The 12,475-nt window shown below is 70.6% G+C and carries 13 protein-coding genes; 10 read left to right on the top strand and 3 right to left on the bottom strand.

What is annotated here, in order from left to right; all coding sequences use genetic code 11:
- Nucleotides 1-45: 45 nt before the first annotated feature.
- Nucleotides 46-396: a hypothetical protein gene (locus tag BGO22_RS11280; protein ID WP_070400529.1), complete on the bottom strand. Its 351-nt coding sequence runs from the start codon at nucleotides 394-396 to the stop codon at nucleotides 46-48.
- Nucleotides 397-471: 75 nt separating this feature from the next.
- Between BGO22_RS11280 and BGO22_RS11275 the strand changes: the two genes are divergently transcribed.
- Nucleotides 472-978, top strand: a complete 507-nt coding sequence (locus tag BGO22_RS11275; protein WP_070400530.1) for a helix-turn-helix domain-containing protein — start codon at nucleotides 472-474, stop codon at nucleotides 976-978.
- A 42-nt stretch (nucleotides 979-1,020) separates the two neighbouring features.
- On the opposite strand, the gene BGO22_RS11270 is transcribed toward BGO22_RS11275, so the two are convergent.
- Entirely contained in the window at nucleotides 1,021-1,938 is a 918-nt protein-coding gene (locus BGO22_RS11270; protein ID WP_070400668.1) for a bifunctional GNAT family N-acetyltransferase/nucleoside diphosphate kinase regulator, read from the bottom strand.
- Nucleotides 1,939-2,161: 223 nt separating this feature from the next.
- Between BGO22_RS11270 and BGO22_RS11265 the strand changes: the two genes are divergently transcribed.
- The 9 genes from BGO22_RS11265 (at nucleotide 2,162) to BGO22_RS11225 (ending at nucleotide 11,573) form a co-directional block, all read left to right on the top strand.
- Nucleotides 2,162-2,626, top strand: a complete 465-nt coding sequence (locus tag BGO22_RS11265) for a (2Fe-2S)-binding protein (protein WP_070400531.1) — start codon at nucleotides 2,162-2,164, stop codon at nucleotides 2,624-2,626.
- Between the two features lie 11 nt (nucleotides 2,627-2,637).
- Nucleotides 2,638-5,013: a xanthine dehydrogenase family protein molybdopterin-binding subunit gene (locus BGO22_RS11260; RefSeq protein WP_070400532.1), complete on the top strand. Its 2,376-nt coding sequence runs from the start codon at nucleotides 2,638-2,640 to the stop codon at nucleotides 5,011-5,013.
- Nucleotides 5,014-5,034: 21 nt separating this feature from the next.
- Nucleotides 5,035-5,826 carry an FAD binding domain-containing protein gene (locus BGO22_RS11255; RefSeq protein ID WP_070400533.1) on the top strand — a complete coding sequence of 264 codons (792 nt, stop codon included), beginning with the start codon at nucleotides 5,035-5,037 and terminating at the stop codon, nucleotides 5,824-5,826.
- Nucleotides 5,826-6,740 carry an AAA family ATPase gene (locus BGO22_RS11250; protein ID WP_070400534.1) on the top strand — a complete coding sequence of 305 codons (915 nt, stop codon included), beginning with the start codon at nucleotides 5,826-5,828 and terminating at the stop codon, nucleotides 6,738-6,740. The genes BGO22_RS11255 and BGO22_RS11250 overlap by 1 nt, the downstream gene beginning before the upstream one ends.
- Nucleotides 6,741-6,753: 13 nt before the next feature.
- Complete coding sequence (locus BGO22_RS11245; RefSeq protein ID WP_070400535.1) at nucleotides 6,754-7,926, top strand: vWA domain-containing protein; 1,173 nt, start codon at nucleotides 6,754-6,756, stop codon at nucleotides 7,924-7,926.
- Nucleotides 7,927-8,059: 133 nt separating this feature from the next.
- On the top strand, nucleotides 8,060-8,659 hold the full coding sequence (locus BGO22_RS11240) for an SRPBCC family protein (RefSeq protein WP_070400536.1): 600 nt from the start codon (nucleotides 8,060-8,062) through the stop codon (nucleotides 8,657-8,659).
- A gap of 10 nt (nucleotides 8,660-8,669) precedes the next feature.
- Entirely contained in the window at nucleotides 8,670-9,707 is a 1,038-nt protein-coding gene (locus BGO22_RS11235; protein WP_070400537.1) for an XdhC family protein, read from the top strand.
- A gap of 58 nt (nucleotides 9,708-9,765) precedes the next feature.
- On the top strand, nucleotides 9,766-10,440 hold the full coding sequence (locus tag BGO22_RS11230; protein ID WP_070400538.1) for a nucleotidyltransferase family protein: 675 nt from the start codon (nucleotides 9,766-9,768) through the stop codon (nucleotides 10,438-10,440).
- A 23-nt stretch (nucleotides 10,441-10,463) separates the two neighbouring features.
- The gene (locus BGO22_RS11225; RefSeq protein WP_083293298.1) at nucleotides 10,464-11,573 is read left to right on the top strand and encodes a helix-turn-helix domain-containing protein; all 1,110 of its coding nucleotides are present in this window, start codon (nucleotides 10,464-10,466) and stop codon (nucleotides 11,571-11,573) included.
- 11 nt (nucleotides 11,574-11,584) lie between these two features.
- On the opposite strand, the gene BGO22_RS11220 is transcribed toward BGO22_RS11225, so the two are convergent.
- A partial coding sequence (locus tag BGO22_RS11220) for a hypothetical protein (protein ID WP_286850889.1) occupies nucleotides 11,585-12,475 on the bottom strand: 891 nt, incomplete at its 5' end.

The raw sequence follows: 12,475 nt of genomic DNA, 5'->3' as shown, positions 1-12,475 counted from the left end.
GCAGATAGCCCACCGGGGCGAGCGCCACGCCCACCCACCAGGGCATCAGCGCCACGAGGTCGACAAGGTCACCTTGCGGGCTTCCTCGGGAGCGGGCTTCCACAAGGCATCAATCCACTGCAGGCCCCAGCAAGGGCCAGACCCGTGGCGCCGATCGAGGCGACCAATGCTTCGGACATCGGTCATCGCCATCACGGCCAGCATGTCCACCAGCGCCTCGTCACAGGCCACCAGGGACGTTTGCGACACCTTATGTCCCCTCCAGCAGCGCACGTCGTACACAAGCAGGTACCACGGCGCCTCCAAGGCACGGGTGACGACGGGCCAGTGGTTCTGCCTGCGCGTACTGCGAGAGGGATGGAGAACGGAGGCCGAGCCCTTGGCGGGGATGAACATAAATGTTCCTCTGAAACAGACTCAATTCTGCCTCAGGAAAGCCACCCCGGTAAATGCCAGGCGAACACTTTTGGAGTGACCCAGCCCACCCCTCCAGCCGTTGATCCGTTCGACATCTTGGTCGCCAACGTCATCGCCCTCCGCGCGAAGGGCAACTGGAGTATCCGTGCCTTGGCCGAGCAAGCGCAGTTGAGCCGAACCTTCGTGGCCAACCTGGAGAAGGGAAGCTCAAAACTGAGCTTGAGCGCCGTTGACCAGCTGGCGGGGGCCTTGGGTGTCACGACCAGTTCGCTTTTCGCTGCGAGGCCAGTCCCCAGAGATGGGGGAGCCAGCGTGATTGAGGAGGTGGTCGCGCAGAACCTCGTTTCAGCGCGCCAAGCGCTGAAGCTGACCCAGGAGACGCTGGGCCAGCAATCCGGCGTCAGCATGTACGTCATCGCGCACATCGAGCGTCAGGCGCGCAACCCCTCGCTGCAGACGTTGGCGAGGCTGGCCGTGCCCTTGCACCTGACGCTGGAAGAACTCCTGTCTGTTCCGGGCAAGGCCTCGGCTTCGCAGGACGCACCTCACAGCGCCGCCTGACCACACGCCGCGCGTTCGGCGGCGCTTGCGCCGCAGCCAACCCTACAGGTGGAAATCCCCCGCCGCCTCCGGCTGGTACAGCACCTTCTCGATGCGGATGCGGCAGGTGCGGTTCGGCATGCGCCAGTTGAAGGCGTCGCCCGCCTTGTAGCCCAGGATGGCGGTGCCGATGCCGGAGCACACCGAGAGCTTGCCGGCGCTGTCGTCCGCGTCCTCGGGGTAGACCAGCGCCACTTCCCGCGGCTCGTCGTCCACCTGGAGCAAGGCCTTGGAGTTCATGGTGACCACGTCGTCCGGCACCTGCCGGGGGTCGACGACGATGGCGCGCTCGATCTCGTGTTCCAGCTCAAAAATGTCCGCGCCGCGTTCGATGTCGAGGTCGAGCAGGCGGCGCAGCCGCGTCCTGTCGGCTTCGGTGATGTGGATGGGGGCGATGTGCGCCGCCGGGCGCTCGCGCAGCAGCTGGAGGTAGCGCCCCGCGTTCAGCACCAGCGATTTCGCCGTCGGCGTTTCGCTGTGCAGCGCAAACCCGCTGTTCACAAAGGCCTTCATCGAGCGGGTGTTGTCCGGGTGGATCTTGGCGATGAGCTTTTCAGCCCGCATGTCGAAGAAGGCGAGCTTCATGCCTTCGCGGATGGCGCTGGCGCCGAGCTTGCGGCCCCAGTTGTCGCGGTTGCCGATGACCAGGACCATCTCGACGTCCTGCCCCGTCTTGACGAGGCGCACAAAGCCCACCGGCACGTCGCGCTGGTCGTAGGCCATGAAGAAGCGGCCGCCCTGGTTGAACAGGTGGGTGAGGATGGGCAGTTGAACCCGGCCAATGACCTGCTCGATGAAGCGGGAGACGTGGCGCGAGTCGCTGAGGTAGCGCGTGACCTCTTCGTCTTCCAGCCAGTCCATGAGGGTCAGCGCGTTGGCCCGGGAGATCTCTGGGCACAGAGAAATGAAAGGCTTGTTCATCTTCACCACCTGTGGTTTCAAGAATGAAAGCCTTCCATGGGCGCGGCCATGGCGGTTCTTTCGAATAACCCGGCATTTTACCGGGGGTGGCCGCGCCGCGCTCCCCGTCTCAAATTGAGAACAAATCCTGACGCCCCCGGACTCCAAGGGTTAACCCACCCCTCCCCTCCCGACCCCGAGTGCTCCACTGTCCCCGGCTTCCCCACGAACCCAGGAGACAACCATGCCCGTAGAACTCAAGGTCAACGGCCGTGCCGTGACCGTGGACGCGGCACCCAACACGCTGTTGGTGCACGCCCTTCGTGAACACCTGCGCCTCACCGGCACGCACGTCGGCTGCGACACGGCCCAGTGCGGGGCCTGCACCGTGCACCTGGACGGCAAGGCCATCAAGTCGTGCAACGTGCTGCTGGCCCAGGTGGCCGGGCGCGAGGTCACCACCATCGAGGGCATGGCCGCCGCCGACGGCACCATGCACCCCATGCAGGCCGCCTTCAAGGAGTGCCACGGCCTGCAGTGCGGCTTCTGCACGCCGGGCATGGTGATGAGCGCGGTGGACCTGTGCCAGCGCCACCCGGGCGCCAACGAGGCGCAGATCCGCGAGCAGCTCGAAGGCAACCTGTGCCGCTGCACGGGCTACCACAACATCGTCAAGGCCGTGCAGCAAGGCGCTGCCGGCATGAAGTGAAGGAGGCTGTCATGGGTGCCATCGATTTCGCCAAACTCCCTCACATCGGTGAGCCGCTGCGCCGCAAGGAGGACTACCGCTTCCTCACCGGCGCCGGCCAGTACACCGACGACATTCAGCTGCAGGGCATGAAGCACGCGGTGTTCGTGCGCTCGCCGCACGCGCACGCCGCCATCCGCTCCATCAACAAGACCGCCGCGCTGGCCGCGCCGGGCGTGGTGGGCATCTTTGACGGGCAGGACGTGGCCAACGACAAGGTGGCCGGCCTGCCCTGCGGCTGGCTCATCACCAGCACCGACGGCCAGCCCATGAAGGAGCCGCCGCACCCCTTCCTGGCCCAGGGCAAGGTGCGCTACGTGGGCGACCACGTGGCCATCGTGGTGGCCGACACGGTGGAGAACGCCAAGAACGCCGCCGAGCTGGTGGAGGTGGACTACGAACCCCTGCCCGCCGTGGTGGACGTGCGCGACGCGCCCAAGGGCACGGCGCTGCACGACGTGGCGCCCGACAACCACTGCTACAAGTGGGCCATCGGCGACAAGGCGGCCGTGGACGCGACCTTCGCCAAGGCCGCGCACGTGACCAAGATCGACCTGGTCAACAACCGCCTCGCGCCCAACCCCATCGAGCCGCGCGCGGCCATCGGTTCGTACAACCGCGCCAACGACGAATACACGCTCTACGTGGCCAACCAGAACCCGCACGTGGAGCGGCTGCTGATGACGGCCTTCGTGCTGGGCCTGCCCGAGCACAAGGTGCGCGTGATCGCGCCCGACGTGGGCGGCGGCTTCGGCGCCAAGATCTTCCTCTACGCCGAAGACGTGGCCGTGACCTGGGCGTCGAAGAAGCTCAACACGGCCATCAAGTGGACCTGCGAGCGCGGCGAGGCCTTCCTGTGCGACGCGCACGGCCGCGACCACGTGACGCACGCCGAGATGGCGATGGACAAAGACGGCAAGTTCCTGGGCTTCCGCGTGCACACCGACGCCAACCTGGGCGCCTACCTGTCCACCTTCTCCACGGCGGTGCCCACCATCCTGTACGCCACGCTGCTGGCGGGGCAGTACACCACGCCGCAGGTGTATGTGGAGGTGGACGCCTGGTTCACCAACACCTCGCCGGTGGACGCCTACCGCGGCGCCGGCCGGCCCGAGGCCACCTACCTGCTGGAGCGCATCGTCAGCCGCGCCGCCTGGGAGATGAACCTGAGCCAGGACGAGATCCGCCGGCGCAACTTCATCACCCAGTTCCCGTACCAGACGCCGGTGGCGCTGCAGTACGACACGGGCGATTTCCACGCGTGCATGAACAAGGCCACCGAACTGGCCGACGTGGCCGGCTTCGCGAAGCGCCGCGAGGCCAGCAAGGCCAAGGGCCTGCTGCGCGGCATCGGCTACAGCAGCTATATCGAGGCCTGCGGCCTGGCGCCGTCCAACCTGGCGGGCGCCCTGGGCGCGCGCGCCGGCCTGTTCGAGTGCGGCGAGGTGCGCGTGCACCCCACGGGCAGCGTCACGGTGTTCACCGGTTCGCACAGCCACGGCCAGGGGCATGAGACCACCTTCGCGCAGGTGGTGGCCTCGCGCCTGGGGCTGGACCCGTCGCAGGTGGACATCGTGCACGGCGACACCGGCCGCGTGCCCTTCGGCATGGGCACCTACGGCTCGCGCTCCATCTCGGTGGGCGGCGCGGCCATCATGCGCGCGCTGGACAAGATCGAGGCCAAGGCCAAGAAGATCGCCGCGCACCTGATGGAAGCGAGCGACGCCGACATCGAATTCGCCAACGGCGAGTTCAGCGTGAAGGGCACCGACAAGAAGATTCCCTTCGGCCAGGTGGCGCTCACGGCCTACGTGCCGCACAACTACCCGCTGGACAAGCTGGAGCCGGGCCTGAACGAGACCGCCTTCTACGACCCGACCAACTTCACCTTCCCCGGCGGCACCTACATCTGCGAGGTGGAGGTGAACCCGCAGACCGGCGAGACGCGCGTGGACCGCTTCACCGCGGTGGACGACTTCGGCACCATCATCAACCCCATGATCGTGGAAGGCCAGGTGCACGGCGGCCTGGTGCAGGGCATCGGCCAGGCGCTGCTGGAGCACTGCGTGTACGACCGCGAGACGGGCCAGCTGGTCACCGGCTCCTTCATGGACTACGCCATGCCGCGCGCCGACGACGTGCCCAGCTTCACCCTGGGCCACGTCTGCACGCCCTGCACCACCAACCCGCTGGGCACCAAGGGCTGCGGCGAGGCCGGGGCCATCGGCTCGCCGCCGGCGGTCATCAACGCCGTGCTCGACGCCCTGGCGCCGCTGGGCGTGAAGGACATCGACATGCCCGCCACGCCCTCGCGCGTGTGGCAAGCCATCCAGTCCGCCAAGCAGTGATTCATTCAAGGAGACAAGACCATGTACGCCTTCACCCTTGAACAACCCAAGACCCTGGCCGATGCCAAGCGCCTCACCGGCGGCGGCGCGCAGGCGCTGGCGGGCGGCCAGACGCTGATCGCCTCGCTCAAGCAGCGCCTGGCGCAGCCCGGCGCGCTGGTGGACCTCGCTGGCGTGGCCGAGCTGCGCGGCATCCGCCGCGAGGGCAACAGCCTAGTCATCGGCGCCATGACGCGCCACGAGGAGGTGGCCACCAGCGCCGACGTGAAATCGTCCATTCCCAGCCTGGCCGCGCTGGCCGGCGGCATCGGCGACCGGCAGGTGCGCGCCATGGGCACCATCGGCGGCTCGGTGGCCAACAACGACCCGGCCGCCTGCTACCCCAGCGCGGTGCTGGCGCTGGGCGCCACCATCGTCACCGACAGGCGCGAGATCAAGGCCGACGACTTTTTCCAGGGCCTGTACAGCACCGCGCTGGAGAGCGGCGAGCTGATCACGGCGATCCGCTTCCCCATCCCCAAGAAGGCGGCCTACGCCAAGTTCCGCCAGCCGGCCTCGCGCTTCGCGCTGGTGGGCGTGTTCGTGGCGCTCACCGACGGCGGCGCGCGCGTGGCCATCACCGGCGCCGGCAACGGCGTGTTCCGCCACGCGGGGCTGGAGGCGGCACTCGGCAAGGGCTTCACGCCCGAGGCCGTGCAGGGCGTGGCGATCGACGCCAGCCAGCTCAACGCCGACCTGCACGCCAGCGCCGAGTACCGCGCGCAGCTGATCCGCGTGCAGACCCAGCGCGCGGTGGCCGCGGCCAACGGCTGATGCCCGAACTCGCTGCCGCCTCCACCGAACCGCGCGACATCGACGGCTGGCTGGCCGCGCTGCGCGGCGTGGGCTACCACGCCCCGCGCGCGCTGGCCACGGCCGTGTTCCTGGCCATGCGCCTGCAGCGCCCGCTGCTGCTGGAGGGCGAGCCCGGCGTCGGCAAGACCGAGCTGGCCAAGGCCCTGGCGCGCGTGCTGCAGCGCCCGCTGCTGCGCCTGCAGTGCTACGACGGCATGGAGCAGCGCGAGGCCCTGTACGAGTGGAACCACACCGCGCAGCTGCTGCACATGCGCGCGGCGCAGAACAGCGCCACGCCCGAGCAGATCGAGCGCGAGGTCTACCAGGAGCGCTACCTGATCCGCCGCCCGCTGCTGCAGGCCCTGCAGACGCCGCCGCCCGGCGCGGTGCTGCTGATCGACGAGGTGGACCGCGCCGACGAGCCCTTCGAGGCCTTCCTGCTGGAGTACCTGGGCGAATACCAGGTGAGCATCCCCGAGCTGGGCACCATCGCCGCCATGGCGCCGCCGCTCACCCTGCTCACCAGCAACCGCACGCGCGACCTCAACGACGCGGTGAAGCGCCGCTGCCTGTACCAGTGGCTGGACCACCCGGACCGCGAGCGCGAACTCGCCATCGTGCGCAGCCAGGTGCCGCAGGCCAGCGCCGCGCTCACCGAGCAGATCGCGCGCTTCGTGGAGCGCCTGCGCGCGCAACCGTTCGCCAACGCCTTCCAGCGCGCGCCCGGCATCGCCGAGAGCGTGGAATGGGCCAAGGCCCTGGTGGCGCTGGACACGCTGGTGCTGGACCCGGAGGTGATCCAGGACACGGCGGGCATCCTGTTCAAGCAGCGCGAGGACGTGGCCGCCCTGCTGCCCATGATCGACCAGCTGCTGGAACCGGACGTGGCCTGAGCGGAAGCGCCGTATGCAACTCGGGGATGCACGCAGCGGCAAGCTGCCGGACCAGATCACCGCCTTCGGCCGCGCCCTGCGCCGCGCCGGCGTGCCGGTGGACAGCGCGCGCATCGCCGGCGCCATCAGCGCCACGCAGCTGGTGGGCCTGGAGCGGCGCGACGACCTGCAGGCCGCGCTGGCCGCGGTGCTGGTGAGCCGGCCGCAGGACATCGAGGTCTTCGGCGAACTCTTCGCCGCCTTCTTCCGCAACCCCGAGCTGGAAAAGCAGCTGCTGTCGCAGATGCTGCCCAAGGCGCCCACCGCCCAGCCGCCCGCGCGCAAGGCGCGCGCGCAGGAGGCGCTGACCGTGGCCGGCGCCAGCGCCCAGCGGCGCGCGCCCGGCGAGAGCGAGCTGCGCCTGGACGCCGCCATGACCGCCAGCGACCTGCGGCGCCTGCGCCACGCGGATTTCGCGGGCCTGTCGGCCAGCGAGTTCCGCCTGGTCGAAACCCTGGCGCGCGACATCGCCCTGCCCCTGCCCGAGCTGCCGGGCCGGCGCCAGCGGCCCGGCCCGCGCGGCCACCGCATCCACTGGGGCCGCGCCCTGCAGCAGGCGCGCCGGCACGAGGGCGAGCTGCTCGCCCCGCCGCGCCGCGAACGGCGCCACCAGCCGCTGCCGCTGCTGGTGCTGGTGGACGTGTCGGGCTCCATGGAGCGCTACGCGCGCCTGCTGCTGGCCTTTCTGCACCAGGCCACGCGCGGCGTGCCGCGCTCGGCCTTCGCCTTCGGCACCCGCCTGACCGACCTGCGCGCCGCCTGGAAGCAGGCCGACGCCGACGCGATGTTGGCGCTCGCCAACGCGGCCATCGCCGATTTCGCGGGCGGCACCCGGCTGGGCGCCTCGCTGGCCGAGCTGCGCGAGCGGCACGCGCGTTGCCTGGTGGGGCGGCGCACCATGGTGCTGCTCATCAGCGACGGGCTGGACACCGGCGCGCCCGAACAGCTCGACGCCGAACTGCACTGGCTGCGCCGCCACTGCCGCCAGGTTCTCTGGCTCAACCCGCTGCTGCGCTACGCTGGCTACCAGCCCCTGGCGCAGGGCGCCAGCGTGCTGCACCGCCACGCGCACGGCATGCTGGCCGTGCACAACCTGGAACACCTGCAGCAGCTCGCCCAAGCCCTGGCCGAACTGTTGAAATCATGAAACACCCCCGCCGCGCTTCGCGCGTCCCCCTCAAGGAGGCGGCACCTGCGGCCCGGCGAAGCCGGTTCCGCGGTGCCCCTCGCTTGCGTGATGGGTATTCGACGCATTGAATCCCGTTTAGAAGGACCCCACCATGGACATGCAAGGCAGCCGCCTCCTCCCCGTCAACCAGGTGCAGGCCTGGGACGCCCTCAACGACCCGGCCGTGCTCAAGGCCTGCGTGCCCGGCTGCGACAAGTTCGAGCCCCTGGGCGACGACGCCTACGCCGTGGGCGCGGGCATCAAAATCGGCCCGGTGTCGGCCAAGTTCACCGGCCGCGTGCAGCTCAGCGAGATCGTGCCGCCGCGCAGCTACAAGCTCGGCTTCGAGGCCCAGGGCGGCGTGGCCGGCTTCGGCAAGGGCGAGTCCACGGTGACGCTGGAACCCGCGCCGGGCGGCAGCGAGCTCACCTACACCGTCAAGTCCACCGTGGGCGGCAAGATCGCCCAGCTGGGCCAACGCCTTATCGACGGTGCGGCCAAATCCATGGCCGACGACTTCTTCCGCCGCTTCGAGGAAGAATTGCTGCGCCGCCACCCCGAGGCGGCGGCCGCCCGCGCCGCCGCCGCGCCGGTGCCGGCGGTGGTCGCCGGGCCATCCGGCCCCTGGCCCGGCTGGGCCTGGCCGGCGCTGGCCTTCGCCATCACCTTTGTCATCGGCCTCATCGTTTTCTTCACCGCCGCCTGGAGGTGAACCGACCGCCATGGAAAACCTCGATCTCTTCGTGCTGCGCACGCTGCTGGACTGGCGGCGTGCGGGCAAGGCCACGCTGCTGGCCACCGTCACCCGCACCTGGGGCAGTTCGCCGCGCCCGGTGGGCTCCATCATGGCCCTGTGCGAGGGCGGCGCCGTGGTCGGCTCGGTCTCGGGCGGCTGCATCGAGGACGACCTGATCCACCGCTTCCGCGACGCCCTGGCCGACGGCCCGCCCCAGAAAACCAAGTACGGCGTGAGCGCCGACGAAGCCCACCGCTTCGGCCTGCCCTGCGGCGGCACCCTGGAGCTGCTGCTGGAGTTCAACCCCGACACGGCCACGCTGGGCGATCTGGTGCAGCGCCTGAGCGCGGGCCGCATGGTCCAGCGCAGCACCGAGATCGCCAGCGGCCGCGTGACGCTCACCGACATCGAGCAGCCCGAGGCCTTGCGCGAGCACGGCGGCTGGCTGCACAACGCCTTCGGCCCCGAGTACCGCCTGCTCATGATCGGCGCCGGCCAGCTCACCGAGTACCTGGCCACCATGGCCCTGTTCAGCGGCTTCTCCGTCACCGTCTGCGACCCGCGCGAGGAGTACCGCGGCGGCTGGCAGGTGCCCGGCGTGACGCTCACCACCGACATGCCCGACGACGTGGTGCGCGCCTTCCGCGCCGACCGGCGCACCGCCATCGTCGCCCTCACGCACGACCCCAAGCTGGACGACCTGGCGCTGCTGGAGGCGCTGGAGACCGAGGCCTTCTACATCGGCGCGATCGGCTCGCGGCGCAACCAGATGGCGCGGCACCAGCGCCTGATCGAGCACTTCGAGCAGACCGAGGACAGCCTGGCCCGGCTGCGCGGGCCCATCGGCATCTACATCGGCAGCAAGACGCCGGCCGAGATCGCGGTGAGCGTGATGGCCGAGGTGCTGGCCGTGAAGAACGGCGTGCCGCTGCCGCGCGACCTGGCCGTGGGCCCGGCCAAGGACCAGCTGGACGTGGCGCCGAACGCCCCGTCCATGGTCTGTTTCATGCGCGAAGACCCGTGAGCGGCGCACGGCCGCCCGAAGGCGCTCGCACCGCGGCGTGCGGCGCGGAGGTTTCCCGATGAAGCCCTGGAGCGACACCACCGCGCTGGTGCTGGCGGCCGGCGCGGGCCGCCGCCTGGGCGGCGTGCCCAAATGCCTGGTCCGCGTCAACGGCCAGACCCTGCTGCAGCGCCTGCTGGACGCGCTGGCCGAGGCCGACGTGCACGACGTGCGCCTGGTCGTGGGCCACCACGCCGAGGCCATCGCCGCGCACGTGAGCGCGCTGGCGCCCGAGCGCCGGCCCGTGCTGCTGCGCAACCCCGAGCCCGGCGACGAGCCCGCCGATTCGCTGCGCGTGGGCCTGCGCAGCCTCACGTCCATGCCCAGCCGGCTGCTGGTGCTGCTGGGCGACCAGCCGCTGCTGGGCGCACCGCAGATCCAGGCGGCCCTGGACGCCTTCGACCAGCGCGAGCGCGGCCGCCACGCCCTGGTGCCGACGGTGAACGGCCAGCCCGGCCACCCGGCGGTGCTCGACGGCCTGGCCTGCGCCCTGCTGCGCAACCAGAGCGGCGGCCTGCGCGCCTGGCGCCAGCGCCAGCCCGAGGCTGTCGCGTTGTGGAACACACCGGACGAGGCGCACGTCCGCGACCTGGACACGCCGGAGGACCTGCCCCGCCTGGCGCAGGCCACCGGCTGGACCGTGGCGCTGCCCGCCGCCGAGGCTTTGCCGCGCTGCGGCATGGACAACGGTTGATCGACGCGCGGCGGGCTGATTCAATGCACCCCATGCCCACCGGCCCCGCCGCCTCCCCCGCCGACCGCCTGGCCCTGATCGCCCAGGCCCGCCGCGCCGTGCTGGACGCGCGCGACCCCGACGCCGGACCGCGCCTGGCGCCCTGGGTGGCGCGCTCCTGGCGGCGCTGCCTGCAGCTGGGCCTGGAGCCGCGGCGCGAGGTCGCCTTCGACCCCGTGAGCAGCGCGCAGGTGCGCCACGCGCTGGACGCCAGCCAGCCGCTGCTGCGGGCCGCCGCGCCCGTCATCCGCTCGCTGGCGCGCGCCATGGCGCACACGCGCTACTTCGCCATCCTCACCGACGCGCAGGGCGTGGTGATCGACGTCAACGGCCCCGTGGACCGGCACGAGCCCAGCGTGGGCCGCATCGCGCGCGTGGGCGTGGACCTGTCGGAGCGTGCCGTGGGCACCACCGCCATCGGCATGGCGCTGACCGACCTGCAGCCCGTGTGGCTGCACCGGGGCGAGCACTTCTTCGACGCCACCAGCGTCTACAGCTGCGCGGGCGCGCCCATCTGGGACCCGGACGGCCAGTGCGTGGGCATGCTGGACCTGACCGGCGTGAACGTGGCCGAGCAGCCCGCGCTCAAGCACCTGGTCTCGCAGTCGGCGCGCAGCATCGAGAACGCGCTGACGCTGGCGCGGCCGCACCACCTGCTGCTGCGCCTGAACTGGCCGGGCCGCGTGCTGGGCGACGACAGCGACGGCCTGATCGGCCTGGACGCGGACGGCCACATCACCGGCCTGAACCGGCCCGCGGCCGACATGCTGGGCGTGGCGCCCGGCGCGCCGGCCGGGCACGCCAGCCTGCATTTCGCGGCGCCGGTCGAATCGCTGTTCGACACCGCGGCCGCGCACGGCGGCGCGCTGGAGCTGCCGCTGTGGTCGGGCCTGCGGCTGCAGGTGCTGGCCCAGCTCGACCGCCCCGCCGCGCGCAGCGCCGCCGTGGCCCAGGCCGTGCCCCTGAAAGACCTGGAAACCGCCGCCATCCGCAAGGCGGTGGACGACGCGCGCGGCAACGTGCAGGACGCCGCGCGGGCGCTGGGCATCAGCCGGGCGACGATTTACCGCAAGCTGGGGGCGAAGGGGCGCTGAACGCCCGCTTGTCACCGCTTGAAGAAGTTCTTCAGCTTTTCAAGAGGTGTGTACGGGACACTGCCATCTTCCAGCGTGAAGAGATCGAAGGACTGGATGACTTCGCCGTCCTTCACCTCTGTATAGATCTTCCGCCCGGGAGGAACGGGCCATGGCGGCTTGCCCTCGGGCGTCGCCGTTGCCGGCGGCACCGCCGGACCGTCGGCCGAGCCCCGCGGAGTCGCTTCGCCAGTGTCCAGTCCCTGGCGGGGACTCATCCCGGGGGACGAGGGGTCCGGCAGCAAGGTAGCGCCACCGTACTGCGCGAACAACGCCTTGTTGAGCGTGGCGGAGTCGGGTGTTTCGCGGCGGTGGGCGCGGCGCCGATGCAAGGCGCCCATTGGCAACCCCGAAGACTCGGCCCCTTTCTCCGAAGGCTCCGCTCCTTGCCCATCCGGCGCCTCAGCGGCCACACGCGGGCGCCTCACCCGCATCGAACGGCCGTCAGCGGGGCGCGGAGTGTCGATCTTGAAGGCGCTCGGCGGGTCGGTGTCGGCCTGCAACGGTCCCGATGGGAGGGGCAGCTCCAAGGTCTGCATCCATTGCGCGAAATCCTCGGGAGACAGGTCCTTGAGCTGCGCCAACTCGCTTTCTGGACTGTCGACCCGACGGGTTTGCCGTGGAGGCGACGTCACCGCCATCTGATTCACATCCTCGATGGCGCCATCGAGCCGTCGGATCTGAGCCCGGGGTTGGCGCTTGAGGCGACGCTTCCCGTCCACGCCTGGACCATCATCTGAGGGTCGGGACGCATCCTGCGAAAGGGCGCGCCCTCTGCGGCGGGGCGCCGGATTCTCCAATTGGGCCAGCATGTCGTCGAGCTCGCGGGCGCTGGCTTCTGACAAACGCCGCGCGGGACGGGT

The sequence above is a fragment of the Hydrogenophaga sp. 70-12 genome, from assembly GCF_001897365.1.
Taxonomy (GTDB): Bacteria; Pseudomonadota; Gammaproteobacteria; order Burkholderiales; family Burkholderiaceae_C; genus Hydrogenophaga; species Hydrogenophaga borbori.
This window is presented reverse-complemented; position numbering and strand designations above follow the sequence as displayed.